The following is a 23,938-nucleotide window of genomic DNA, read 5'->3' on the forward strand; positions in this document are numbered from 1 at the left end:
GGACTCGTCCTCGACGGCCGCCCCGTTCAGAGCGTTCCTCACCGGGACCCGGGTCACACCCCGGAACCCGGACCGGGATCAGACCCCGGACGACACTTCGGCCTTGTCGTCCGAGCTCTCACCTTTTCCCTCGGCCGCTGCCAACGCCCTGTTGCGGCGCACGGAGGACCAGAAGGACCAGGCGATCAGGACGACACCGACGAGGCCGGTGATGACCTCGTTGATCTCGAACCGGATGGTGATGAGCAGGATCGCCGCGAGGGCGCCGATCGCGTAGTGCGCGCCGTGCTCCAGGTAGACGTAGTCGTCGAGGGTGCCCTGGCGGACCAGGTAGACCGTGAGCGACCGGACGTACATGGCGCCGATGCCGAGGCCGAGCGCCATCAGGATGATGTCGTTGGTGATGGCGAAGGCGCCGATGACGCCGTCGAAGGAGAAGGACGCGTCCAGGACCTCGAGGTAGAGGAACATGAAGAACGCGGCCTTGCCGGCGAGCACGACCATGGTGGGCTGCTTGCCTGCGCGCTTGGCCTCTTCCTCGGCCTCGTGTTCGCGCTCCTCCTCCTCTTCGAGACGGTTCTCGAAGAAGCCGGAGAGGCCGCCGACGATCAGGTAGGTGATGAGACCGCCGACGCCGGAGAGCAGGACCGTCTCCGCCTTGTCGGCGTGCCCGGCGTGCAGATGGGCTTCCGGGGCGAAGTACAGCGCGGAGACGAGCAGGACGATCAGGGCGATGCAGACCGACAGCATGTCGACCTTGCCGAGCTTGGCCAGCGGGCGCTCGATCCAGCCGAGCCACTTGATGTCACGGTCCTCGAAGATGAAGTCGAGGAAGATCATCAGCAGGAACATGCCGCCGAAGGCCGCGATCGCCGGGTGGGCGTCGGTCACCAGTTCCTGGTAGCGGTCCGCGTCGTTCAGCGCCAGGTCGACCGCCTCGATGGGGCCGAGCGAGGCGCTGATCGCCACGATCAGGATGGGGAAGACCAGCCGCATTCCGAAGACGGCGATCAGAACACCGACGGTGAGGAAGATCTTCTGCCAGAACGGGCTCATCTTCTTCAGGATTCCGGCGTTGACCACCGCGTTGTCGAAGGACAGCGAGATCTCGAGGATGGACAGGATCAGTACGATCCCGAACGCGGTCCATCCGTCGATCAGCACCGCTGCGACCAAGCCGAGCGCGGTGACCGCGAACGACCAGCCGAAGGTTTTCAGGACCACTGGCTACCCAATCGTGAGTTGGGGGGTGACCCCCGGACGAAGTCCGGAGAGGGTTTCACCCCCCGCCGTACCCGGCTTTACGAAACGTTGACTCCGAAGTCTAGAGCGATGCCCCGCAAGCCCGACGCGTACCCCTGTCCCACGGCCCGGAACTTCCATTCGGCGCCGTGGCGGTAAACCTCGCCGAAGATCATCGCCGTTTCCGTGGAGGCGTCCTCGGAAAGGTCGTAGCGGGCGAGTTCCTGGCCGTCGGCCTGGTTGACGACGCGGATGAAGGCATTGCTGACCTGGCCGAAGGTCTGGCCGCGGTTGTCGGCGTCATGGATCGAGACCGGGAAGACGATCTTGTCCACGTTGGCCGGAACCTTGGAGAGGTCGATCAGGATCGACTCGTCGTCGCCCTCGCCCTCACCCGTGAGGTTGTCACCGGTGTGCTCGACCGAGCCGTCGGGGCTCTTGAGCTGGTTGTAGAAAACGAAGTACTCGTCGCCGAGTACCCGCCCGGAGTTGCACAGCAGTGCGCTGGCATCCAGGTCGAAGTCGGCTCCGGTGGTGGAACGCGCGTCCCAGCCGAGCCCGATCAGTACCTGCGTGAGGTTGGGTGCGGCCTTCGAGAGGGAGACATTGCCCCCCTTGGCGAGCGTGACGCCCATGATTGTGGTCCTCCCCGAGGTCATACGTTGAGTTGGCGAGCGCGTCCGGCGCCGCACGTGAAGTGTGCGGCGCCGGACGGTTGAGCCGTAGGGCCTTTACTCAGACGTTGACGCCGAAGTCCTGCGCGATACCGCGCAGGCCCGACGCATAGCCCTGCCCGATGGCACGGAACTTCCACTCCGCGCCGTGGCGGTAGAGCTCGCCGAAGACCATGGCGGTCTCCGTCGAGGCGTCCTCGGAGAGGTCGTAGCGCGCGATCTCCGCCTCGCCGGCCTGGTTCACCACGCGGATGAACGCGTTGCGGACCTGGCCGAACGACTGCTGGCGGTTCTCGGCGTCGTAGATCGAGACCGGGAAGACGATCTTCTCGATGTCGGCCGGGACGCCGGCGAGGTTGACCTTGATCTGCTCGTCGTCGCCCTCGCCCTCACCGGTGGTGTTGTCCCCGGTGTGCTCGACCGAGCCGTCCGGGCTCTTCAGGTTGTTGAAGAACACGAAGTTGGCGTCACTGCTGACCTTGCCCTCCGCGTTCGTCAGGATGGCGCTGGCGTCGAGGTCGAAGTCGGTGCCGGTGGTGGTGCGGATGTCCCACCCCAGACCGATGATGACCGCGGTCAGTCCCGGGGCCTCCTTCGAAAGCGATACGTTGCCGCCCTTGCTGAGGCTGACTCCCACGAGTCCTCCATTGGTGTCCAGGGGCGGGATGCCCCGTCTCGCGTTTGGTATCGGATCAACGAGTCGATCCTAGTGACGGGTTCCCGCACCTTGCAGGGCTTGGGACCGAACAATCACAGGGTGTCGAGCGCCTTGACGTACTCGTTCAGGTCACGCGCGTCCGGCAGGGCGTTGACGACGGTCCAGCGGACGACGCCCTCCTTGTCGATGATGAACGTGCCGCGCACCGCGCAGCCCTTGTCCTCATCGAAGACGCCGTACGCGCGCGAAGTGTTGCCGTGCGGCCAGAAGTCGGAGAGCAGCGGGTACTCCAGGCCCTCCTGCTCGGCGAAGACGCGCAGGGTGTGGATGGAGTCGTTGGAGACGGCCAGCAGCTGGGTGTCACGGTCGGTGAACTGCGGCAGGTTGTCCCGCAGGGAGCAGAGCTCACCCGTGCACACACCCGTGAAAGCGAACGGGTAGAAGAGCAGCACCACGTTCTTGTCGCCGCGGAAGTCGGACAGCTTCACGGTGGCACCGTGGTTGTCCTTGAGCTCGAAGTCCGGGGCCTTGGTGCCGACCTCGATCGCCATAGTCACACGCTTCCCTTCCAGGGGGCTGTTCGGGTGAGCCCAGCCTACGCAGGGGCACACGCCAAACGCCGGACGGGCTGGGAGAACCCAGCCCGTCCGGCGTTTGAGGACGAGGCCGTCAGGCCGAATATCCGGGGGGGTCCGGGGGCGGGAGCCCCCGGAGTCAGTTACCCGGCTGAATCAGACGAGCGTCACCGCTTGCCGGACTTGGCCCCCTTGGGGGTGACCAGCCGGCTGCCGCTCCAGTCCTTGCCCACGCTGGCGCTCTTGGTCGCAGACAGACCCGCGGTCGTCGCCGCTTCGGCGATGTCGCTCGGCTCCACGTAGCCGTCCCGGCCGGTCTTCGGCGTCAGCAGAAGGATCGTGCCGCCCTCTTCGATGTACGTGGTGGCATCCACCAGTACGTCGGTCAGGTCGCCGTCCTCGTCGCGGAACCACAGCACCACGGCATCGGCGACGTCGTCGTACTCCTCGTCCACGAGCTCGCCGCCGATGACTTCCTCAATGGCCTCGCGGAGCTCCTGGTCGACGTCGTCGTCGTAGCCGATCTCCTGGACCACCTGCTCGGGCTGGAACCCCAGCCTTGCGGCAGGGTTCGTCCTCTCCTCCGCGTGGTCCGCGGTCGCGCTCACGGGTTGCCTCCTGATCATGTTTCTGGTTGGGGGTCTCCCCCGGCTCTGTCGGAGCTGGAGGAAGTCTTCTGGCCACGCGCGTGCGCGAAGCATTGGCCGTAGTCCACACGGACGGGGCGGATCGCGCAAGTACCCGGCCGTCGAGACCGCCGAAACGGTGACGTTCCCGGCGGTGTCGACGCAACTCCAGGCATGGAATCGCGGCACCTGGTGACGCACACCACACCCTTCTGCCCGGTTTGCGAATTTCGGAACCCTTGGAGGGTACGAGACCCGAACGACTTTGCGGAACGCGTCACGGACTGAGCGTATCGTTGCGTTTTGGCCGGGCACGTCCCAACGTACTGCGCGAACGTCTCGGTTACCTCTCGGTAGAGATGACGATTCCGTTCGCCGGGTACACGATGGGGAACGGTGTGAACACAGAGAAGAACACCCCCCAGACCGCCCTTGGACACCCCCTCCGACAGCGAAGGAACAGCGTGGCTTCCGGATCCGATCGCAACCCGATCATCATTGGCGGCCTTCCCAGCCAGGTCCCGGACTTCGACCCTGAGGAGACTCAGGAGTGGCTCGACTCCCTCGACGCCGCCGTCGACGAGCGCGGCCGTGAGCGCGCCCGCTATCTGATGCTGCGGCTGATCGAGAGGGCCCGCGAGAAGCGCGTGGCCGTGCCCGAGATGCGCAGCACGGACTACGTCAACACCATCGCCACCAAGGACGAGCCGTTCTTCCCGGGCAACGAGGAGATCGAGCGCAAGGTCCTCAACGCGACCCGCTGGAACGCGGCCGTGATGGTGTCCAGGGCCCAGCGCCCGGGTATCGGAGTCGGCGGCCACATCGCCACCTTCGCCTCCTCCGCCTCGCTCTACGACGTGGGCTTCAACCACTTCTTCCGCGGCAAGGACGAGGGCGACGGCGGCGACCAGATCTTCTTCCAGGGGCACGCCTCGCCGGGCATCTACGCCCGCGCGTTCCTCCTCGACCGGCTGAGCGAGCAGCAGCTCGACGCCTTCCGGCAGGAGAAGTCGAAGGCGCCGTACGGGCTTTCCTCGTACCCGCACCCGCGCCTGATGCCGGGCTTCTGGGAGTTCCCGACCGTGTCCATGGGCCTCGGCCCGCTCGGCGCGATCTTCCAGGCGCGGATGAACCGCTACATGGAGGCGCGCGAGATCGCCGACACCTCCAAGTCGCATGTGTGGGCGTTCCTCGGCGACGGCGAGATGGACGAGCCGGAGTCGCTCGGCCAGCTGTCGATCGCGGCGCGCGAGGGCCTGGACAACCTGACCTTCGTCGTCAACTGCAACCTGCAGCGGCTGGACGGCCCGGTGCGCGGCAACGGCAAGATCATCCAGGAGCTGGAGTCGCAGTTCCGGGGCGCCGGCTGGAACGTCATCAAGCTGGTCTGGGACCGCACCTGGGACCCGCTGCTCGCCCAGGACCGCGACGGTGTCCTGGTCAACCAGCTGAACACCACGCCGGACGGCCAGTTCCAGACGTACGCCACCGAGACCGGCGCGTACATCCGCGAGCACTTCTTCGGCCACGACCACCGGCTGCGCGCGATGGTCGAGAACATGACCGACGACCAGATCCTGCACCTGGGGCGCGGCGGTCACGACCACAAGAAGGTGTACGCGGCCTTCGCGGCGGCCAAGGCGCACAAGGGCCAGCCGACCGTGGTCCTCGCCCAGACCGTCAAGGGCTGGACGCTCGGCCCGAACTTCGAGGGCCGCAACGCCACGCACCAGATGAAGAAGCTGACGGTCGCCGACCTCAAGGGCTTCCGCGACCGGCTGCACATCCCGATCACCGACCAGCAGCTGGAGGGCGGCGCGCCGCCGTACTACCACCCGGGCCGCGACTCGGAGGAGATCCAGTACATGCACGACCGCCGCAAGGGGCTCGGCGGGTACGTCCCGACGCGCGTCGTGCGGTCCAAGCCCCTCGTGCTCCCCGAGGACAAGACGTACGCGAGCGTGAAGAAGGGCTCGGGTCACCAGTCGATCGCCACGACCATGGCCTTCGTGCGGCTGCTCAAGGACCTCATGCGGGACAAGGAGATCGGCAGGCGGTTCGTGCTGATCGCGCCCGACGAGTACCGCACCTTCGGCATGGACTCGTTCTTCCCGAGCGCGAAGATCTACAACCCGCTCGGCCAGCAGTACGAAGCCGTGGACCGCGACCTGCTGCTCGCGTACAAGGAGTCGCCGACCGGGCAGATGCTGCACGACGGCATCTCGGAGGCGGGCTGTACGGCCTCCCTGATCGCCGCGGGTTCGGCGTACGCCACGCATGGCGAGCCGCTGATCCCCGTCTACGTCTTCTACTCGATGTTCGGTTTCCAGCGCACCGGTGACCAGTTCTGGCAGATGGCCGACCAGTTGGCGCGCGGTTTCGTCCTGGGCGCGACCGCCGGTCGTACGACTCTGACCGGTGAAGGGCTTCAACACGCGGACGGGCACTCGCAGTTGCTCGCCTCGACGAACCCCGGCTGCGTCTCCTACGACCCCGCGTACGGGTACGAGATCGCGTACATCGTCAAGGACGGGCTGCGCCGGATGTACGGCCCGGACAGCGAAGACGTCTTCTATTACCTGACCGTCTACAACGAGCCGATCCAGCACCCGGCTGAACCGGAGAGCGTTGACGTGGACGGCATCCTCAAGGGCATCTACCGCTTGAAATCCGGCGACCAGGGCACCATCCCGGCGCAGATCATGGCCTCCGGTGTCGCGGTGCCGTGGGCGGTCGAGGCGCAGCAGATCCTGGCCACCGACTGGAACGTCAAGGCGGACGTCTGGTCGGCGACCTCCTGGAACGAGCTGCGGCGCGAGGCCGTCGAGGTGGAGCGGCACAACCTGCTGCACCCCGAGGAGGAGCAGCGCGTCCCGTACGTGACGCAGAAGCTGTCGGGGGCACAGGGTCCGTTCGTCGCCGTCTCCGACTGGATGCGTTCCGTCCCCGACCAGATCTCCCGGTGGGTGCCGGGGACCTACCAGTCCCTGGGCGCGGACGGCTTCGGCTTCGCGGACACGCGTGGCGCGGCCCGGCGCTTCTTCCACATCGACGCGCAGTCGATCGTGGTCGCGGTGCTCACCGAGCTGGCGCGCGAGGGCAAGGTCGACCGGTCGGTGCTGAAGCAGGCGATCGACCGCTACCAGCTGCTCGACGTGTCGGCGGCGGACCCGGGTGCCGCGGGCGGCGACGCGTAGGCGCTCCGCGCGAAGGCCGGTAGGTATCTGCGGGTCGTGGGGGCTGGTCGCGCCCACGCGGCGGAGCCGCATGACGTCACAGTCCCGCGCCCCTTTCGGGGCGCGGGGTTCCCTACGATGCGGGCATGAAGCAGCAATCCGCCCAGGTCCGCTGGGAGCGGCGCACGCAGCGGCCGCTGCTGGGGTTCGCCCTGGCCTTCGCCGTCGCGTACGCCGTGCCGATCGTGTGGCCCGGGGCGGGTCACGACGTGGCCTCCGTGTGCACGGCCGTGGAGTGGGTGGTGTGGGGCGCGTTCGCCGCGGACTACGCCGCGCGGCTCCTACTGGCCGAGCAGCGCAAGGAGTTCGTACGTACGCACTGGCTGGACCTGATCGCGGTGGTGCTGCCGCTGGTCCAGCCGATCCGGCTGCTGCGGCTCGTCTCCACACTGCTGCTGGTCGGGCAACGGGCCCGGATCGCCTCGCAGATACAGCTCACGACGTACGTCGCGGGCTCGGTGGTGGGCCTGTTGATGTTCGGCTCGCTCGCGGTGCTCTCCGTGGAGCGGGAGTCGCCGAACGGGAACATCAAGACGCTGGGCGACGCGGTGTGGTGGTCGTTCACGACGATGACGACGGTGGGGTACGGGGATCACGCCCCGACCACCGGCCTGGGCCGCGTACTCGCGGTCGGCCTGATGCTCTCCGGCATCGCCCTCCTCGGTGTCGTCACCGCCAACATCGCCGCCTGGTTCATCTCCCGCTTCGAGATGGACGACGTCGAGGAACGCCGCCAGACGGCAGCGATCACCGCCCTCACGGAGGAGGTACGCGCCCTGCGGGCGGAGGTGGCGGCGCTTTCGCGGGGCCCGGTGGCGGAGGCCGGCATGCTCTCCGGGGTTCCGGTGCCAGGAGCGGCGGAGGAACACTCGCACCCACCGCAGGTACAGCGGTAGGGACCGGGACAGACCGACGGCGCGCTGCCCCCCTCCGGCAGCGCGCCGCAGTTCTGGTCGTCCTCCAAGGCCGTACGGAGGACTTGACCCACTGTGACGTGCGGCGCGTGCCGGGTGCGAGGGATCTTTAGCGTTGTCACCCTGATAGGGGAAACGCCCCTTGAACTCCGCCTAGATGTGCCCGGCTCCGGCGCCCGCCTCCGCGTTCTCGCCCCGCTTGGTGAGCAGCGCGACGAAGACGGCGACGACGGCGACCCCGGCGGCGACCAGGCAGGCGAGGCTCATGCCGGAGATGAAGGTGTCGTGCGCGACACCCGTGATCTGCGCGGCGACGGCTGCCGGCGTATCCGGCGTGACCGGCGCGGCACCGACCTGAACCGCCTCGGAGGCCGCGTCCAGCTGCTCGGGCGTGAGCGGCGGCAGCTTGGCGTCGGCCCAGTTGCCCGCGAGGTCGCCGTCGACCTTGGAGGCCATCACGGCGCCGAGGACGGCCGTACCGAGGCTGCCGCCGATCTGCATCGCGGCCTGCTGGAGACCGCCGGCGACACCGGAGAGCTCCATCGGAGCGTTGCCCACGATGACCTCGGTCGCGCCCACCATGACCGGCGCGAGACCGAGGCCGAGACCGGCGAACCAGAGCGACATGACGAAGCTGCCGGTGCCCGTGTCCAGCGTGGACATGCCGTACATGGAGATCGCGGTGAGGGCCATACCGCCGGCGAGCGGGATGCGCGGGCCGGTCTTGGTGATCAGGAAGCCGGCCAGCGGCGAGCCCACGATCATCATCCCGGTCAGCGGGAGAAGGTGCAGACCCGCGTCGACGGGGCTCATGCCGTGCACGTTCTGGAGGTAGAAGGTGACGAAGAACAGGCCGCCCAGGAAGGCGATGGCCATCAGGACCATGAGGACCACGCCCGCCGACAGCGGCACCGAGCGGAACAGCGCCAGCGGGATCAGCGGTTCCTTCACCCTCTTCTCCCAGAGGGCGAAGAGCACGAAGGCGAGCACCGAGACGAGCAGGAAGGTCCAGGTCAGACCGTCGCCCCAGCCCCAGGTGGGGGCCTTGATGAGGGCCCAGACCAGGCAGAACATGGCGCCGGAGAGCAGGGCTATGCCGAGGATGTCGAAGGAGCGCGGCGCGTTCTCCGCGCGGTGGTCGGTCAGGATCAGCACGCCGAGGACCAGCGCGATGACGCCGACCGGCACGTTGATGAAGAACACCGACTGCCAGCTGACGTGCTGGACCAGCAGACCGCCGAGGATCGGGCCGCCTGCGGTGGAGGCGCCGATGACCATGCCCCAGATGCCGATCGCCATGTTCAGCTTCTCGGCCGGGAAGGTGGCCCGCAGCAGACCGAGCGCGGCCGGCATCAGCAGCGCGCCGAACAGACCCTGCAGGACACGGAAGGTGACCACCAGGGCGATGCTGCTGGAGAACCCGATGGCTCCGGAGGCGGCGGCGAAGCCGACGACGCCGATGAGGAAGGTCTGCCGGTGACCGAACCGGTCGCCGAGCTTGCCCGCGGTGATCAGGGTGACCGCGAGAGCGAGGAAGTAGCCGTTGGTGATCCACTGGACATCGGCGAAGCTCGCGCCGAGGTCCTTCTGGATGGCGGGGTTGGCGATGGCCACGATGGTGCCGTCCAGGGCGACCATCATGACGCCTACGGCAACGGTGAACAGGGTGAACCACGGGTGGCCGCGCAGCCCCCGGGTCGGCGTCGGCCCGGAGACGGCAGCCGGGGCCTTGTCGGCCGGGCCCGTCGGGTCGACGGTGGTCTGACTAGTCATACCTTCGAGGCTAGTGACAGCCACTGACAGTTGACAAACCAATTCACAAGTCGGTAACTGTCACGTCACTCGCGGATACCCTGAACCGGGCAGACGGTTCAGATGGTGCAGACGGTCCGAAAGCGAGCGGCCAGAGGAGAGGGACCATGGACACGGCGGACCGGACCGGCCCGGCGTCACGGCCAGGCCTTGGCGAGCTCAAACCGGGGCTGCGCGAGCTCAAGAAGCAGCGCACCCGGGACGCCCTGCTGCGGGCCGCCCTCGAACTGTTCACCACCCAGGGGTACGAGCGGACGACCGTCGACGAGATCGCCGAGGCCGTCGACGTCTCGCAGCGCACCTTCTTCCGGTACTTCGCGGGCAAGGAGGAGGTCGCCCTCTTCACCCAGCGGATCGGGGAGTCGCACTTCCTCGCCGCCGTACGCGAACGCCCGCTCCACGAAGCCCCGTTGGAGGTCCTGCGGCGCTCCGTAGTGGAGAGCTGGGACACCATCGGCGAGGCGATCGAGGCCGTCATCCCGATCGAACTGCACATGCGCACCTTCCAGTTGATCGAGTCGACACCCGCGCTGCTCGCCGTACATCTGCGCCGCTCCGCGGAAATGGAGGAGGAGATCGCGCGGCTGATCGCCGAGCGCGAGGGGCTCGACGTGGACGCGGATCCGCGCCCGCGCGTCGCGGTCGCCGTGTTCGGCGGGGTGATGCGCGTGACGAGCCGCCTGTGGGGCCAGGGCGAGGACATCAGCGTCGAGGCGATCCGCGAACTGACCCTCTCGTATCTCGACAACGTGGGGCCCGCGTTGGCGGAAACATGGCGTACGGAATAACGCCCGTCGTACAGAGGGTCGCCGGACCGGCGCCCGCAGCACCGCCCCACTCGCACACAGAGTCACATCTCGCGTACAGCAGACCCGAATTCACTTACCCAGCGTGACCATTTAGCTCAATTTGAACCCGATTTGCACCAATCACCCCATCCGAAACGTGATCCGTACCACTCGGTTAACGCGAGACACTCCCGTTCTCCTAGTGTGTCCTCTTAGTGACTTCCTTCGACGCATCCCCCCAACTGAACGTCTGGCGCGCACTGCTCGCGCTGGCCGTGGTTTTCGTGATGCTGGCCACCAGTGGCTGGACCGCGATCCACAGTCATCGGGGGTCCTCCGCCCTCGAAGCCTCGCGCTCCGCGTGGGAGCGCGGCACCCTCGCCGGGCACCCGCTCCCGGACGCCGACTCCGCGCCGGGTCTCGTGGCCCGCTTCTTCGCCTCGCTCGACGCCGGCCAGCGCGACCGTCTCGCCCACCGCTACCCCCTCGCGGTCGGCAACATGAACGGCGCACCCGTGACACTGCGCTATCAGGCGAACCACCTCGCCCTGGAGAAACAGCGCAAGGTCGAGGTCAAACGCATGCACGACACCCGGCTCTCGGAACTCGGACAGCACGAGGCGGGCCGCCGTATGCACCGCTACGAGGCACTCCTCACCGAGGGCCGGAAGATCCTCGCCTTCGACCCGATGGGATCGGGCCGGGTCGCCGAGGTCTTCGGAAACCTCGACACGGCCGAACGCGTCTCGGTCGTGGTACCCGGCGTCGACACCGACCTGCTCACCTTCCAGCGCACGGTCAAGGAGTACTCCGCGCCCGTGGGCATGGCGCACTCCCTCTACGCGGCGGAGCACGCGGCCGACCCCACGACGCATACGGCCGTGATCGCCTGGGCCGACTACACCGCGCCCAGCGGGCTCGGCATCGACTCGGCCACCGCGATGCGCGCCGAGGAGGGCGCTGTCCGGCTGAACGCGCTGGTGCGGGCGCTGCCCGCGGGCTCGTCGGTCGCGCTGTACTGCCACAGCTACGGCTCCGTGCTGTGCGGGGTCGCCGCCCACGAACTGCCCTCACGGGTCTCCGACATAGCGGTCGCCGGCAGCCCCGGCATGCGGGCCGACACCGTCGCGGGACTGGGCACCTCCGCCCAGGTCTGGGCGATGCGGGACTCCGACGACTGGATCCAGGACGTACCCCACCTGGAGGTCGGAGGGCTCGGACACGGCGCCGACCCGGTGTCGACGGCGTTCGGGGCACGGGTCCTGTCCGCGCAGGACGCGAAGGGCCACACCGGCTACTTCGAGCCGGGCACCGACAGCCTCCGCAACTTGGCCGAGATCGGCATCGGCGCGTACGACGCGGTGGACTGCGCACACACGGATCAGGGGTGCCGGACGGGTTTGTCCGACGGGTCGTCGGACGGACGCGCGTAGAAGCGACAGGAACTGCGGTCCGCCCAGGGAGGCGACGGAGGCCCCCGTGCCGCATACGATGGCCCGCATGGGTGACGTACTGGCCGGATTTCATGCCGCCTGGGAGTTCGAGTCCGACTCCGTGCTCATCCGCTTCGAACGGGGAATCCGCACGCCGAAGCTGTTCCAGGCGCTCGGCGAACGCCGTATCCCGCTCGAGGCGATCGCGGCGGTGACACTGACGCCCGGGAAGCGCGGCACGGTCGTGCTGCGCGCGATCCCGAGACCGGGCGCCGATCCGCTGGTCGAGGCGGCCGCGGGACAGCTCAAAGAGGGGTGCGACCCCTACCGGCTCGTGCTGCCCGCCGAGCGCGAGACGCTCGCCGAGTACTACGCCGACGAGCTGCGCGCGCAGCTCACCACGGACGACGAACCGGCCGAGCGGTATCTCGTCGCACCGCCCGAGGCGCCGCTGCAGTTCAAGGCGTACGACGGGAAGGCGTCCTTCGACGGCAAGTCGGTGTCCTTCCGGTGGTTCTGGACGGGGGCCTCGTCGGCGAAGTGGAAAGCCGGCGACCAGACCTTCCCCGTCGCCGCCCTGAGCGGGGTCGAGTGGCGCTCCCCCGAGGTCTTCGAGGGCCATCTGCGGCTGCTGCGCCGCGAGCCGGCCGTCGCGCAGCCCGCGCAGGCCGATCAGGATCCGGCGGCGGTCGTGTTCGGGCTCGGGTATGGGCCGGTGCATGAGTCGCTGCCGTTTGCGGCGGCTGTGCTGGCGGCGGTGCGGGGCTCGTCTGCCGCGGTTCTGGCACCGGCCGCCGTGCCCTCCGCGGGCCGCCGGGATCCGGCCGACATCGCCGAGCGGATCCGCCACCTCGGGGAGCTGCACGAGGCGGGACTCGTCACGGACGAGGAGTTCTCGACGAAGAAGGCGGAGTTGCTGGCGGAGCTTTGAGGGGGGTGGGGGGATTTTTCTCGCCCCCTCCGCCCCTACCCGTCCCTTGCCCCTGGGGGCTCCGCCCCCAGACCCCCGTATCGCGCTGACGCGCTCGTCCTCAAACGCCGGACGGGCTGAAAGACCTCCCCTGGCCCGGGCTGAAAGATTGCAGCGTCGGACGGGCTGAAAGATCTGCCGCCGGGGCGAAAGATTTCAGCGCCGGCCGGGAAAATCAGCCCCTCCGGCGTTTGAGGAGCGGGGGTTTGGGGGCGGAGCCCCCAAGTGACGGGACGGGCAGGGGCGGAGGGGGCGAAAAACCCTCCACCCCAGCCGACTACTCCCGGCCCGCCGACGTGAACGTCATGTCGGAGTAGCGGTCGCCTGCGACCTTCGCGGCAATCGGCTCCAGGAGGCCCAGGTCGGCGTCGCTGAGGACGATGCGGGTCGCCGCGGCGTTTTCGGTGACGCGCTTGGCCTTGGTGGTGCCGGGGATCGGCACCACGGTGAGCCCGTGCGCGGCGGCCTGCTGCTGGGCCCAGGCCAGGGCGACCTGGCCGAGCGAGGCACCGTGCGCGTCCGCGACGACCCGCACTGGCTCAAGCAGCGCGGCATTGGCGGCAGCGTTGTCCCCGGTGTACCGCGGCTGCTGCCGCCGGAAGTCTCCCGCCGTCAGATCGGTCTCGGCGTTCGCGAAGGACCCCGTGAGGAACCCGCGCCCGAGCGGCGAGTACGGCACGAGCGCCACGCCCAGCTCACGCGCCACCGGCACGACACCCGCCTCGATGTCGCGGCTGAACAGCGACCACTCCGACTGCACGGCGGCGATCGGGTGCACGCCCTGCGCCGCCCGCAGCTCCCCGCCGGTGACCTCACTCAGCCCGAGGTGCTTGACCTTCCCCTCGCGCACCAGCTCGGCCATGACGCCGACGGTCTCCTCGATGGGGACGTTCACATCACGGCGGTGCATGTAGTAGAGGTCGATCACGTCGACGTCCAGTCGGCTGAGGCTCGCCTCGACGGCCTGCCGGATGTACGGCGCGTCGTTGCGGATGATCCGCTTGGTCGGCTCGTCCGGCGGGATCGACAGGGCGAACTTCGTCGCGATGACGAGTTCGTCGCGGTGTGCCTTGAAGAACGGCGACAGGAACTTCTCGTTCTCGCCCTGCCCGTACGCGTCCGCGGTGTCGTAGAGCGTGACGCCGAGCTCCAGCGCCCGCTCCAGGGCGGCCCGCGCCTCATCGGTGTCCGCGGGACCGTACGCGAAGCTCATGCCCATGCAGCCCAGGCCCTGCACCCCGACCTCGGGGCCTCCGGTACCGAGCTGCACCTTCGCGATCTTGCTGTCCGTCATCAGGACCTCTCCGACGCCAGGGCCCGCCCGGCGTCCGCGTAGAAAGTGATCTTGCGGTCGAGCACCGCGAGCGTGTCCTGGAGCTCGGCGATCCGGGACTTGACGTCCCGGCGGGTCGCTTCCAGGAGCTCGTAGCGCTCCATGTAGGTGTGGTCGCCCTCGCGCACCAGCTCCGCGTACCGCACCATGTCGGCGACCGGCATACCGGTGAGCCGCAGCTTGCCGACGAGGCCCAGCCAGTCCAGGTCGCGGTTGCTGTAGCGGCGCTGCCCGGTGTGCGAGCGGTCGATGTGCGGCATCAGCCCGATCCGCTCGTACCAGCGCAGGGTGTGCGCCGTCAGGCCGGTGAAGGCGACGACCTCGCTGATCGTGTAGTTGTCCTGCCCGTCCGGCCGCCGCGACTGCTGCTCGGGGGGCACGACACAGACGTCGGGGCTGGTACCGGTCTCGGCGGCCTCGGCCGTGGTCTCCATCACCGTCATGACCACCACGCTAAAACCTTGGAGTGCACTCCAAGCAAGCGGAAACCGATGAAAATCCCGTGACGCCTCCCGGTCGCGGTGTCTACGTTGCAGATCATGAGTCTTGTACGCCGTGCCGTGCCCGAGGACGCCGAGGAAGTACTGCGCCTGCGCCAGGTGATGATCGACTCGGTCTTCGCGACCGAGTCGTCCAGCGCCTGGCACGCCGACTCGCTCCCCACCGTACGCAGAAGGCTGGCCGACCCCGACGGGGACTTCGCCGCCTTCGTCGTCGACCATCCGGACCGGCCGGACGCGCTGGCGGCGCTCGTCGCCGGGACGATCGACTACCGGATCGGGCGCGCGGGCAATCCGCACGGCGCGATCGGATACGTCTTCAGCGTGGCCACCGATCCGGACGCGCGGCGCCGCGGCTATGCCCGCGCGAGCATGGAGACGCTCCTCGACTGGTTCCGCGAACGGGGCGTCAGGGCGGTCGACCTCAGCGCCTCCGCGGAGGCCGAGCCGCTGTACGCCTCGCTCGGCTTCGAGCGCAAGCCGGACCCCTCGATGCGGCTCCAGCTCTGAGCGGCTTAGGCTCGGACGCATGTCCCTGCAGAGCCTGGCGTTGATCGAGAACTGGCCCGTTCCCACGGCCGCGGCTGCCGTCGTCCGCGCGGACGGTGCGGTGCTCGGAGCCCATGGGCCCGGTGCGCGGCCCTTCGCGCTCGCCTCGGTGACCAAGCCGCTTGCCGCGTACGCCGCCCTCGTCGCGTACGAGGAAGGCGCGATCGAGCTCGACGAACCCGCCGGGCCGGCCGGATCGACCGTCCGTCATCTCCTCGCGCACACCTCCGGGCTGGCCTTCGACGAGCACCGGGTGACGTCCGCGCCGGGTGAGCGGCGGCTGTACTCCAACGCCGGGTTCGAGGTGCTCGGGGAGCACATCGCCAAGGCGACGGACATTCCCTTCGGGGAGTATCTGCGGCAGGCGGTGCTGGATCCGCTGGGGATGGTGTCGACCTCGCTCGACGGGTCGCCCGCCAAGGACGGGGTGTCGACGGTGGACGACCTCGTCCGCTTCGCGGCGGAGGTTCAGTCGCCGCGGCTCCTCGACCCCCGTACGGTCGCGGAGGCGATGACCGTTCAGTACGCCGGCACGAAAGGTGTCCTCCCGGGTTACGGGCACCAGAACCCCAACGACTGGGGGCTCGGCTTCGAGATCCGCGACTCCAAGTCGCCTCACTGGACCGGCTCTTCGTCCTCGCCGCGGACCTTCGGCCACTTCGGGCAGTCGGGTACGTTCCTGTGGATCGACCCCGCCGCAGGGGTAGCCTGCGTGGCCCTCACGGACCGGCCGTTCGGCCCGTGGGCCGCCGAGGCGTGGCCACCGTTCACGGACGCGGTCCTCGCGGAGCTGTCGGGCTGAGCCGGGGTTGGGTTTTTTCGCCCCCTCCGCCCCTACCCGACCCGTACCTGGGGGCTCCGCCCCCAGACCCCCGTATCGGCCTGGACGGCCTCGTCCTCAAACGCCGGACGGGCTGAAAGATCTCCCCCCGGCCGGGGCGAAGATTTCAGCGCCGGCCGGGGAAAGATTCAGCCCCTCCGGCGTTTGAGGAGCGGGGTCTGGGGCGGAGCCCCAGGAACAAGGGACGGGCAGGGGCGGAGGGGGCGAAAAACCCCACCCGCACGCCCGCCGCCTACATCCCCGCCGTCATCTCCCACACCAGTACCTCCGCAGGAGACCCCGCCACCGCCTCCAGGTCCTTCGCGTCCGTGACGCGGGCGGCGTCGCCCGGGCCCAACTCCTCGCCGTCCAGGCGGATTTCGCCGCGTACGACGTGGACGTACACGCACGCGGCGTCCGGCACAGCCGTCCGCTCGCCGGCGGTGAGGCGGCGTACGTGGAGCATCGCGCCCGCCTCCGGGACGGCGTACGGCGTGGAGTCCGCGATGCCGTGGACGACCTCGTAGGCGGGATCGCCGCCGGGCTCCAGCGGGGCCAGCCAGATCTGGACGAAGGTCAGCGGGTCCGTGCCGTCGTTGCGTTCCACGTGGCGGACACCGCCCCCGGCGCTGAGGCGCTGGACGTCCCCGGGGCGGACGACCGACTCGTGGCCGGTGGAGTCGAGGTGGGTCAGCTCCCCCTCGACCACCCACGTGACGATCTCCGTGTGGCTGTGCGGGTGCTCGTCGAAGCCGGCGCCGGGCGCGAGCCGCTCCTCGTTGCAGGCGATCACCGCGCCGAAGCGGAGGTTGTCCGGGTCGTAGTGGGGGCCGAAGGAGAAGGCGTGGAGCGAGGAGATCCCGGTCGCCGGGTCCCCTCCGCTGTAGCGCTCGTCGGCGCGGCGGACATCCATCACGGCCCCACCGTAGCCCCCGCCCCCGGGCTCGCCCGGCGCTTACTTGCGACCCGCCGCGGCACACCTCCGTCCGGATAAGGCAGTCTTGTCCCGTGCCCGAACCCGAAACCAGCAACACCGCACGCCCACCGCTCGACGTCCGCGCACACGCAGCGACCCTGAAGCGGCTGGAGAAGTCGGCCGGGAGTCTCGCCGCGCAGGCCATCGCGCGGATGGACGAGACGCTGCCGTGGTACCGGGCCATGCCCCCGGAGAACCGTTCCTGGATCGGGCTTGTGGCCCAGGCCGGAATCGCGGCCTTCACCGAGTGGTTCCGGCATCCCGACGCCCCGCAGGCCATCTCCACCGATGTGTTCGGGACCGCGCCGCGCGAGCTGACCAGGGCGATCACCCTGCGTCAGACCGTCGAGATGGTGCGAACGACGATCGAGGTGATGGAGAGCGCGGTCGCCGAGGTCGCGTCGCCGGGTGACGAGTCCGTGCTCCGTGAGGCACTCCTCGTCTACGCCCGTGAGATCGCCTTCGCGACCGCCCAGGTCTATGCCCAGGCGGCGGAGGCACGCGGCGCCTGGGACGCCCGGCTCGAGTCGCTCGTCGTGAACGCCGTGCTGTCCGGGGAGGCCGACGAGGGCGCCGTCAGCCGGGCCGCGGCGCTCGGCTGGAATTCACCCGAACATGTCTGCGTGGTGCTGGGCACGGCGCCCGACGGTGACAGCGAGCTGACGGTGGAGGCGATCCGGCGGGCCGCCCGGCACGCCAAGCTCCAGGTGCTGACCGGGGTGCTCGGGGACCGGCTGGTCGTCATCGCGGGCGGCAGCGACAATCCGCTCGCCGTCGCCAAGTCGCTGATCGGGCCGTATGCCGCCGGATCCGTGGTCGCGGGCCCCATCGTGCCCGACCTGCTCGCCGCGACCCGCTCCGCGCAGGCCGCCGCCGCCGGGCTGAAGGCGTGTTTTGCCTGGCAGGACGCGCCGCGGCCGGTGCTGGCGGACGATCTGCTGCCGGAGCGCGCGATCGCCGGTGACCCCGCCGCCCGCGATCAGCTGGTGGAGGAGATCTACAGACCGCTGGAGGAGGCGGGCTCCGCGCTCCTGGAGACGCTCGCCGTTTATCTGGAACAGGCGAGCAGCCTCGAAGGCGCGGCCCGCATGCTCTTCGTCCACCCCAACACCGTGCGCTACCGGCTCCGACGTGTGACTGACGTCACCGGTTGGTCGCCCTCCGATGTACGCTCCGCGTTCACGCTGCGGATCGCGCTGATCCTGGGGCGTCTGGCCGATGGAGATCCTCAGGCCTAGGCTTTTGTCGGGGACCTACAATTCCCCCTCGTGTTCTTCGTCCCTGTCCCCACGGGCGGTCGTGGCCGTCCGCAAGAGAGAGTGTGAGAGTGCTCGTACTCGTCGCTCCCGGCCAGGGCGCTCAGACGCCCGGCTTCCTGACTCCTTGGCTCGACCTCCCCGGCGCAGCGGACCGCCTCGCCGCCTGGTCCGACGCCATCGGGCTCGACCTTGCCCACTACGGCACGCAGGCCGACGCCGACGCTATCCGCGACACGGCCGTGGCGCAGCCGCTGCTCGTCGCGGCCGGACTGCTGTCCGCCGCCGCGCTGGGCGAGGTGACCCCGGGTGCCGTCGCGGGCCACAGCGTCGGTGAGATCACCGCCGCCGCGTTCGCCGGAGTGCTCGACGACTCGGCCGCGCTGCGGCTCGTACGCAAGCGTGGTCTGGCGATGGCCGAGGCCGCAGCCATCACGCGGACCGGCATGTCGGCGCTGCTCGGCGGCGACCCCGCGACGACGGTCCCGCACCTGGAGAAGCTCGGCCTGACGGCGGCCAACGTGAACGGCGCGGGCCAGATCGTGGCCGCCGGCACGCTGGAGCAGCTCGCCGCGCTCGAAGAGGACAAGCCCGAGGGCGTACGCAAGGTCATCGCGCTGAAGGTCGCCGGTGCCTTCCACACGCGCCACATGGCACCCGCCGTCGACGCGCTGGCCAAGGCCGCCGAGGAGCTGGCTCCCGCGGACCCGAAGCTGACGTACGTCTCGAACAAGGACGGCAAGGCCGTCGCCACCGGCGACGAGGTCGTCGCCCGGCTCGTCGGCCAGGTCGCCAACCCGGTCCGCTGGGACCTGTGCATGGAGACCTTCAAGGAGCTCGGCGTGACCGCGCTCCTTGAGGTGTGCCCCGGCGGCACCCTGACCGGTCTGGCCAAGCGCGCCCTGCCCGGTGTGAAGACGCTCGCGCTGAAGACCCCCGACGACCTCGACGCGGCTCGCGAGCTCATCGCCGAGCACAGTGCCTGACAAGGAGCTTGAGAGCATGTCGAAGATCAAGCCCAGCAAGGGCGCACCGTACGCACGGATCCTCGGCGTGGGCGGCTACCGCCCCGTCCGGGTCGTGCCGAACGAGGTGATCCTCGAGACGATCGACTCGTCCGACGAGTGGATCCGTTCGCGCTCCGGCATCGAGACCCGGCACTGGGCGAACGACGAGGAGACCGTCGCCGCGATGTCCATCGAGGCGTCCGGCAAGGCGATCGCCGACGCCGGGATCACCGCCGAGCAGATCGGCGCGGTCGTCGTCTCCACCGTGTCGCACTTCAGCCAGACCCCGGCCGTCGCCACCGAGATCGCCCACAAGCTCGGCACGAACAAGGCCGCGGCCTTCGACATCTCGGCCGGCTGCGCGGGCTTCGGCTACGGCCTCACCCTCGCCAAGGGCATGGTCGTCGAGGGTTCCGCGGAGTACGTCCTCGTCATCGGCGTCGAGCGTCTCTCCGACCTCACCGACCTGGAGGACCGCGCGACGGCCTTCCTGTTCGGTGACGGCGCGGGCGCGGTCGTCGTCGGCCCCTCCGACGAGCCGCACATCGGCCCGACGGTCTGGGGCAGCGAGGGCGACAAGTCCCACACGATCAAGCAGACCGTGCCGTGGGACCGTTTCCGCATCGGCGACGTGTCCCAGCTGCCGCTCGACTCCAAGGGCGAGGTCAAGTTCCCCGCCATCACGCAGGAGGGCCAGGCGGTGTTCCGCTGGGCCGTGTTCGAGATGGCGAAGGTCGCTCAGCAGGCGCTGGACGCGGCCGGGATCACCTCGGCCGAGCTGGACGTCTTCATTCCCCACCAGGCCAACGAGCGGATCATCGACTCGATGGTGAAGACACTGAAACTGCCGGAGCACGTCACGGTCGCGCGCGACGTACGCACCACCGGCAACACGTCGGCCGCCTCGATTCCGCTCGCGATGGAGCGGCTTCTGGCGACCGGCGAAGCGAAGAGCGGCGACACCGCGCTCGTCATCGGCTTCGGGGCGGGTCTCGTGTACGCCGCCACGGTCGTTACCCTCCCCTAGGCACACCGTCCGGATCTTTCCGGCCGGAGTACCGCCTCACCCTCTGGATACATACCGAAGGAGCGCCTGACATGGCCGCCACTCAGGAAGAGATCGTCGAAGGTCTCGCCGAGATCGTGAACGAGATCGCCGGGATCCCCACCGAGGACGTCCAGCTGGACAAGTCCTTCACCGACGACCTGGACGTCGACTCGCTGTCCATGGTCGAGGTCGTCGTCGCCGCCGAAGAGCGCTTCGACGTCAAGATCCCGGACGACGACGTCAAGAACCTCAAGACCGTCGGCGACGCGACGAGCTACATCCTCAAGAACCAGGGCTGATCTCCCGATCAACTTGGGCTGACCGCCCGATCCCTGGGCTGACTGCCCCGCCACCCGGCGGTGGCGCCGCTGAATCCTCGTATCCGTTGGAGAAAGAATTCCCGTGAGCCCGACCAATCGCACCGTGGTCGTCACCGGTATCGGCGCAACCACACCGCTGGGTGGCGACGCAGCCTCTACCTGGGAGGGCCTGGTCGCCGGACGTTCCGGCGTCCGCGCCCTGGAGCAGGACTGGGCCGCCGAGCAGGCGGTCCGTATCGCGGCACAGATCGCCGTGGAGCCCGGCGAGGTCATCCCCCGTCCGCAGGCCCGCCGCCTGGACCGCTCGGCGCAGTTCGCGCTGATCGCGGCCAAGGAGGCCTGGGCGGACGCCGGTTACACCGACCGGGCAGGGGAGGACGACAGCGTCGACCCCGACCGGCTCGGCACCGTCATCGCCTCCGGCATCGGCGGCGTGACCACCCTCCTCGACCAGTACGACGTGCTGAAGGAGAAGGGCGTACGCCGCGTCTCCCCGCACACCGTGCCGATGCTGATGCCGAACGGCCCGTCCGCCAACGTCGGTCTGCTCGTCGGTGCCCGTGCCGGTGTGCACACCCCGGTCTCCGCCTGCGCGTCGGGCGCCGAGGCCATCGGCTACGCGATCGAGATGATCCGCACCGGGCGCGCCGACGTCGTCGTCGCCGGTGGTACGGAGGCGGCCATCCACCCGCTGCCCATCGCCGCTTTCGGCAACATGATGGCGATGTCCAAGAACAACGACGACCCGCAGGGTGCCTCGCGCCCCTACGACGTCGCGCGCGACGGCTTCGTCCTCGGTGAGGGCGCCGGCGTCCTCGTCCTGGAGTCGGCCGAGCACGCCGCCAAGCGCGGTGCCCGCGTCTACGCCGAGGCGGTCGGCCAGGGCATCTCCGCCGACGGCCACGACATCGTGCAGCCGGAGCCCGAGGGCCGCGGTATCGCCCACGCGCTGCAGAACCTGCTCGACAACACCGACCTGGACCCGGCCGAGATCGTGCACGTGAACGCGCACGCGACCTCGACGCCGGCCGGTGACGTGGCCGAGCTGAAGGCGCTGCGCAAGGTGTTCGGCGACGACGCCGATCACATGGCGGTGTCCGCCACCAAGTCGATGACCGGTCACCTGCTCGGTGGTGCGGGCGGCGTGGAGTCGGTCGCGTCGGTCCTCGCCCTGTACCACCGGGTGGCGCCGCCGACCATCAACGTGGAGAACCTCGACCCTGAGGCTGCGGCCAACGCGGACATCGTGCGGGGTGAGGCGCGGAAGCTGCCTGTCGAGGGGCGGATCGCTGCGCTGAACGACTCGTTCGGGTTTGGTGGGCACAACGTGGTGTTGGCGTTCCGGACGGTCTGATTTCTGACGTAGCTGTACTGAACCGGCGTGTGGCCCGAACCCCTCGGAGGGTTCGGGCCACATGTTGTTTGTCGGCTGCCCGCCGGTGGGGGCTTGTCGCGCAGTTCCCCGCGCCCCTAAAGGGCGCTCTCCTGCAGGCGCGTGTCAGAAGTGCGGGGCCGTTACCGTCAGACGACCTGGTGGAGCCAGCGGACCGGGGCGCCCTCGCCCGCGTACCTGAAGGGTTCCAGCTCGTCGTCCCACGGTTTGCCCAGGAGCTTGGCGAGTTCGGCTTCGAGGTCTGTCTCGCCTCGTTGGGAGCGGAGGAGGGCGGCGCGGAGGCGGTCCTCGGGGATGAGGATGTCGCCGTGGATTCCGGTGACGGCGTGGTAGATGCCCAGTTCGGGGGTGCAGCTGTAGCGCTCGCCCTCGGCCGTGGGGCAGGGCTCGGCGGTGACCTCGAAGCGGAGCATCTGCCAGCCGCGCAGCGCGGAGGCGAGTTTGGAGGCGGCGGAGACCTCGCCCTTCCAGGAGAACTCTGATCTCCAGGTGCCCGGCGAGGCGGGCTGCCGGATCCAGTCGAGGTTGACGCGCGTGCCGAGCACTCCGGCGACCGCCCACTCGACGTGCGGGCACAGCGCGCGGGGCGCGGAGTGCACGTAGAGAACTCCACGTGTCGTCACTGGGGCCTCCGGACAGAGCGACGCATCTTGTAACTTAGCGGAACGGCAGTGGCGGGGCGGCCACGTGGCGAGGCTACCGTGCGGCGGTGCAAGGAGTGTGACGTACCGTCGGTCCAAGCGCCCAGAAATATTGAGGTTTCACCCAAGGGGACGCGGTGCTGACCGACCGTGTCTGCCCGGGTGGCGACCGACCCTGCACAACGAACGAGGGGACCAGGGGATGCGGAAGCGTAGCCACCGTTCACGGGCAGTCCTCGCCGTTGCGGCGGCGGCCCTGCTGGGTGTCGCCGGGTGCGACGCCACCGGTGGCAACTCCCCGGCGCCACAGGGCACCGAGGCGAAGGTGCGGCCGTCCCCGAAGCCCACGCCGGCCTGGGACCGCAGCCCGAAGTCCGTGGCCGCGGTCGGCGACTCCATCACGCGCGGCTTCGACGCGTGCACCGTGCTGTCCGACTGCCCCGAGGCGTCCTGGGCGACCGGCAGCGACACGGAGGTCAACAGTCTCGCCGTACGGCTGCTGGGGACGGCCGGGGCTGCCGAGCGCAGTTGGAACTACGCAGTGACCGGGGCGCGGATGGCGGACCTGCCCGGGCAGATGGCTCAGGCCGCCGCGGAGAAGCCGGAGTTGGTGGCGGTGATGGCGGGGGCCAACGACGCCTGCCGCTCGTCCGTCTCGGCGATGACGTCCGTCGCCGAGTTCCAGGCCGACTTCGAGGACGCGTTGGGCACGCTGCGCGGTGCGCTGCCCAAGACCCAGGTGTACGTGTCGAGCGTGCCGGACCTGAAGCGCCTCTGGTCCGAGGGCCGCAGCAATCCGATGGGCAAGCAGGTCTGGAAGCTGGGCATCTGCCCTTCGATGCTGGAGAACGCGGACTCCCTCAACGCGGCGGCGACGCTGCGGCGTGACACGGTGCAGGACCGGGTGGAGGCGTACAACAAGGTGCTGGAAGAGGTCTGCGCCAAGGACAAGTACTGCCGTTTCGACGGTGGCGCGGTCTTCGACTACCGCTTCGGGACTGATCAGTTGAGCCACTGGGACTGGTTCCATCCGAGCAAGAACGGCCAGGCGCAGCTCGCGGAGATGGCCTATCGCGTGGTGACGGCGAAGAAGCCGGTGGCCTGACGCGCGCTGACGTGACGTCCCTCCGGTCGCCGTCGGCCGGAGGGACGTCACGTCGGCGCGGG

General features: G+C 69.2%; 23 protein-coding genes. 13 read left to right on the forward strand and 10 right to left on the reverse strand.

Translation table 11 applies throughout. The annotated features are described in order from the left end of the window. Positions 1-78: 78 nt before the first annotated feature. The 5 genes from OG219_RS15265 to OG219_RS15285 form a co-directional block, all read right to left on the reverse strand. The gene (locus OG219_RS15265; protein ID WP_266826854.1) at positions 79-1,224 is read right to left on the reverse strand and encodes a DUF475 domain-containing protein; all 1,146 of its coding nucleotides are present in this window, start codon (positions 1,222-1,224) and stop codon (positions 79-81) included. Between the two features lie 77 nt (positions 1,225-1,301). Continuing rightward, on the reverse strand, positions 1,302-1,877 hold the full coding sequence (locus tag OG219_RS15270; protein ID WP_266463295.1) for a TerD family protein: 576 nt from the start codon (positions 1,875-1,877) through the stop codon (positions 1,302-1,304). Between the two features lie 100 nt (positions 1,878-1,977). Continuing rightward, complete coding sequence (locus OG219_RS15275; protein ID WP_055617911.1) at positions 1,978-2,553, reverse strand: TerD family protein; 576 nt, start codon at positions 2,551-2,553, stop codon at positions 1,978-1,980. Positions 2,554-2,666: 113 nt separating this feature from the next. Further along, a complete protein-coding gene (locus OG219_RS15280) occupies positions 2,667-3,125 on the reverse strand; it encodes a peroxiredoxin (RefSeq protein ID WP_266463287.1) in 459 nt (152 codons plus the stop codon). Positions 3,126-3,316: 191 nt separating this feature from the next. Continuing rightward, positions 3,317-3,757: a DUF3052 domain-containing protein gene (locus tag OG219_RS15285; RefSeq protein WP_266463285.1), complete on the reverse strand. Its 441-nt coding sequence runs from the start codon at positions 3,755-3,757 to the stop codon at positions 3,317-3,319. Positions 3,758-4,239: 482 nt separating this feature from the next. Between OG219_RS15285 and aceE the strand changes: the two genes are divergently transcribed. Next, positions 4,240-6,972 (forward strand): pyruvate dehydrogenase (acetyl-transferring), homodimeric type, encoded by a 2,733-nt coding sequence (gene aceE, locus OG219_RS15290; protein WP_266826857.1) that lies wholly within the window; start codon positions 4,240-4,242, stop codon positions 6,970-6,972. Positions 6,973-7,097: 125 nt separating this feature from the next. Then, positions 7,098-7,907: a potassium channel family protein gene (locus tag OG219_RS15295; RefSeq protein WP_266826859.1), complete on the forward strand. Its 810-nt coding sequence runs from the start codon at positions 7,098-7,100 to the stop codon at positions 7,905-7,907. Between the two features lie 171 nt (positions 7,908-8,078). On the opposite strand, the gene OG219_RS15300 is transcribed toward OG219_RS15295, so the two are convergent. Continuing rightward, a complete protein-coding gene (locus tag OG219_RS15300; protein WP_266826861.1) occupies positions 8,079-9,698 on the reverse strand; it encodes an MFS transporter in 1,620 nt (539 codons plus the stop codon). A gap of 146 nt (positions 9,699-9,844) precedes the next feature. Between OG219_RS15300 and OG219_RS15305 the strand changes: the two genes are divergently transcribed. From OG219_RS15305 to OG219_RS15315, 3 genes are all read left to right on the forward strand, one after another. Beyond that, positions 9,845-10,525 carry a TetR family transcriptional regulator gene (locus OG219_RS15305; RefSeq protein WP_266826863.1) on the forward strand — a complete coding sequence of 227 codons (681 nt, stop codon included), beginning with the start codon at positions 9,845-9,847 and terminating at the stop codon, positions 10,523-10,525. A gap of 215 nt (positions 10,526-10,740) precedes the next feature. Further along, positions 10,741-11,958, forward strand: a complete 1,218-nt coding sequence (locus OG219_RS15310; RefSeq protein WP_266826865.1) for an alpha/beta hydrolase — start codon at positions 10,741-10,743, stop codon at positions 11,956-11,958. 67 nt (positions 11,959-12,025) lie between these two features. Next, entirely contained in the window at positions 12,026-12,889 is an 864-nt protein-coding gene (locus tag OG219_RS15315; RefSeq protein ID WP_266826867.1) for a DUF4429 domain-containing protein, read from the forward strand. A 316-nt stretch (positions 12,890-13,205) separates the two neighbouring features. Here the strand turns inward: OG219_RS15315 and OG219_RS15320 are convergent, their stop codons facing one another. Both OG219_RS15320 and OG219_RS15325 read right to left on the reverse strand, forming a co-directional pair. Then, positions 13,206-14,222 (reverse strand): aldo/keto reductase, encoded by a 1,017-nt coding sequence (locus tag OG219_RS15320; protein ID WP_266826869.1) that lies wholly within the window; start codon positions 14,220-14,222, stop codon positions 13,206-13,208. Next, positions 14,222-14,704 (reverse strand): MerR family transcriptional regulator, encoded by a 483-nt coding sequence (locus tag OG219_RS15325; RefSeq protein ID WP_266826871.1) that lies wholly within the window; start codon positions 14,702-14,704, stop codon positions 14,222-14,224. The genes OG219_RS15320 and OG219_RS15325 overlap by 1 nt, the downstream gene beginning before the upstream one ends. A 96-nt stretch (positions 14,705-14,800) precedes the next feature. On the opposite strand from OG219_RS15325, the gene OG219_RS15330 reads away from it, so the two are divergent. Beyond that, positions 14,801-15,271 carry a GNAT family N-acetyltransferase gene (locus OG219_RS15330; RefSeq protein WP_266826873.1) on the forward strand — a complete coding sequence of 157 codons (471 nt, stop codon included), beginning with the start codon at positions 14,801-14,803 and terminating at the stop codon, positions 15,269-15,271. A gap of 19 nt (positions 15,272-15,290) precedes the next feature. Beyond that, complete coding sequence (locus tag OG219_RS15335; protein WP_266826875.1) at positions 15,291-16,112, forward strand: serine hydrolase; 822 nt, start codon at positions 15,291-15,293, stop codon at positions 16,110-16,112. Positions 16,113-16,383: 271 nt separating this feature from the next. Here OG219_RS15335 and OG219_RS15340 read toward each other — a convergent pair whose 3' ends face one another. Next, a complete protein-coding gene (locus tag OG219_RS15340; protein WP_266836100.1) occupies positions 16,384-17,043 on the reverse strand; it encodes a pirin family protein in 660 nt (219 codons plus the stop codon). A 95-nt stretch (positions 17,044-17,138) separates the two neighbouring features. Here OG219_RS15340 and OG219_RS15345 point away from each other — a divergent pair, with 95 nt between their 5' ends. The 5 genes from OG219_RS15345 to fabF all read left to right on the forward strand — a co-directional run bounded on the left by OG219_RS15345 (position 17,139) and on the right by fabF (position 22,091). Then, complete coding sequence (locus OG219_RS15345; protein ID WP_266826877.1) at positions 17,139-18,344, forward strand: CdaR family transcriptional regulator; 1,206 nt, start codon at positions 17,139-17,141, stop codon at positions 18,342-18,344. 89 nt (positions 18,345-18,433) lie between these two features. After that, entirely contained in the window at positions 18,434-19,348 is a 915-nt protein-coding gene (locus OG219_RS15350; RefSeq protein WP_266826879.1) for an ACP S-malonyltransferase, read from the forward strand. A gap of 16 nt (positions 19,349-19,364) precedes the next feature. Then, positions 19,365-20,396: a ketoacyl-ACP synthase III gene (locus OG219_RS15355; protein ID WP_266826881.1), complete on the forward strand. Its 1,032-nt coding sequence runs from the start codon at positions 19,365-19,367 to the stop codon at positions 20,394-20,396. A 71-nt stretch (positions 20,397-20,467) separates the two neighbouring features. Continuing rightward, positions 20,468-20,716, forward strand: a complete 249-nt coding sequence (locus OG219_RS15360) for an acyl carrier protein (RefSeq protein WP_266463227.1) — start codon at positions 20,468-20,470, stop codon at positions 20,714-20,716. 103 nt (positions 20,717-20,819) lie between these two features. After that, a complete protein-coding gene (gene fabF / locus OG219_RS15365; RefSeq protein ID WP_266826884.1) occupies positions 20,820-22,091 on the forward strand; it encodes a beta-ketoacyl-ACP synthase II in 1,272 nt (423 codons plus the stop codon). A gap of 167 nt (positions 22,092-22,258) precedes the next feature. On the opposite strand, the gene OG219_RS15370 is transcribed toward fabF, so the two are convergent. Then, positions 22,259-22,753, reverse strand: a complete 495-nt coding sequence (locus OG219_RS15370; protein WP_266826886.1) for a DUF3145 domain-containing protein — start codon at positions 22,751-22,753, stop codon at positions 22,259-22,261. Positions 22,754-22,973: 220 nt separating this feature from the next. On the opposite strand from OG219_RS15370, the gene OG219_RS15375 reads away from it, so the two are divergent. Next, positions 22,974-23,876 (forward strand): SGNH/GDSL hydrolase family protein, encoded by a 903-nt coding sequence (locus tag OG219_RS15375; RefSeq protein WP_266826888.1) that lies wholly within the window; start codon positions 22,974-22,976, stop codon positions 23,874-23,876. Positions 23,877-23,938 lie beyond the last annotated feature (62 nt).

Origin of the sequence: Streptomyces sp. NBC_00038, assembly GCF_026343635.1 — a bacterium.
Taxonomy (GTDB): domain Bacteria; phylum Actinomycetota; class Actinomycetes; order Streptomycetales; family Streptomycetaceae; genus Streptomyces.

Bases quoted from the DNA above. Each gene is read 5' to 3' on its own strand.
- OG219_RS15270 (WP_266463295.1), bottom strand. From the start codon at position 1,877: ATGGGCGTCACGCTCGCCAAGGGGGGCAATGTCTCCCTCTCGAAGGCC.
- OG219_RS15280 (WP_266463287.1), bottom strand. From the start codon at position 3,125: ATGGCGATCGAGGTCGGCACCAAGGCCCCGGACTTCGAGCTCAAGGAC.
- OG219_RS15295 (WP_266826859.1), top strand. From the start codon at position 7,098: ATGAAGCAGCAATCCGCCCAGGTCCGCTGGGAGCGGCGCACGCAGCGG.
- OG219_RS15300 (WP_266826861.1), bottom strand. From the start codon at position 9,698: ATGACTAGTCAGACCACCGTCGACCCGACGGGCCCGGCCGACAAGGCC.
- OG219_RS15305 (WP_266826863.1), top strand. From the start codon at position 9,845: ATGGACACGGCGGACCGGACCGGCCCGGCGTCACGGCCAGGCCTTGGC.
- OG219_RS15315 (WP_266826867.1), top strand. From the start codon at position 12,026: ATGGGTGACGTACTGGCCGGATTTCATGCCGCCTGGGAGTTCGAGTCC.
- OG219_RS15320 (WP_266826869.1), bottom strand. From the start codon at position 14,222: ATGACGGACAGCAAGATCGCGAAGGTGCAGCTCGGTACCGGAGGCCCC.
- OG219_RS15325 (WP_266826871.1), bottom strand. From the start codon at position 14,704: ATGACGGTGATGGAGACCACGGCCGAGGCCGCCGAGACCGGTACCAGC.
- OG219_RS15330 (WP_266826873.1), top strand. From the start codon at position 14,801: ATGAGTCTTGTACGCCGTGCCGTGCCCGAGGACGCCGAGGAAGTACTG.
- OG219_RS15335 (WP_266826875.1), top strand. From the start codon at position 15,291: ATGTCCCTGCAGAGCCTGGCGTTGATCGAGAACTGGCCCGTTCCCACG.
- OG219_RS15340 (WP_266836100.1), bottom strand. From the start codon at position 17,043: ATGGATGTCCGCCGCGCCGACGAGCGCTACAGCGGAGGGGACCCGGCG.
- OG219_RS15355 (WP_266826881.1), top strand. From the start codon at position 19,365: ATGTCGAAGATCAAGCCCAGCAAGGGCGCACCGTACGCACGGATCCTC.
- OG219_RS15360 (WP_266463227.1), top strand. From the start codon at position 20,468: ATGGCCGCCACTCAGGAAGAGATCGTCGAAGGTCTCGCCGAGATCGTG.
- OG219_RS15375 (WP_266826888.1), top strand. From the start codon at position 22,974: ATGCGGAAGCGTAGCCACCGTTCACGGGCAGTCCTCGCCGTTGCGGCG.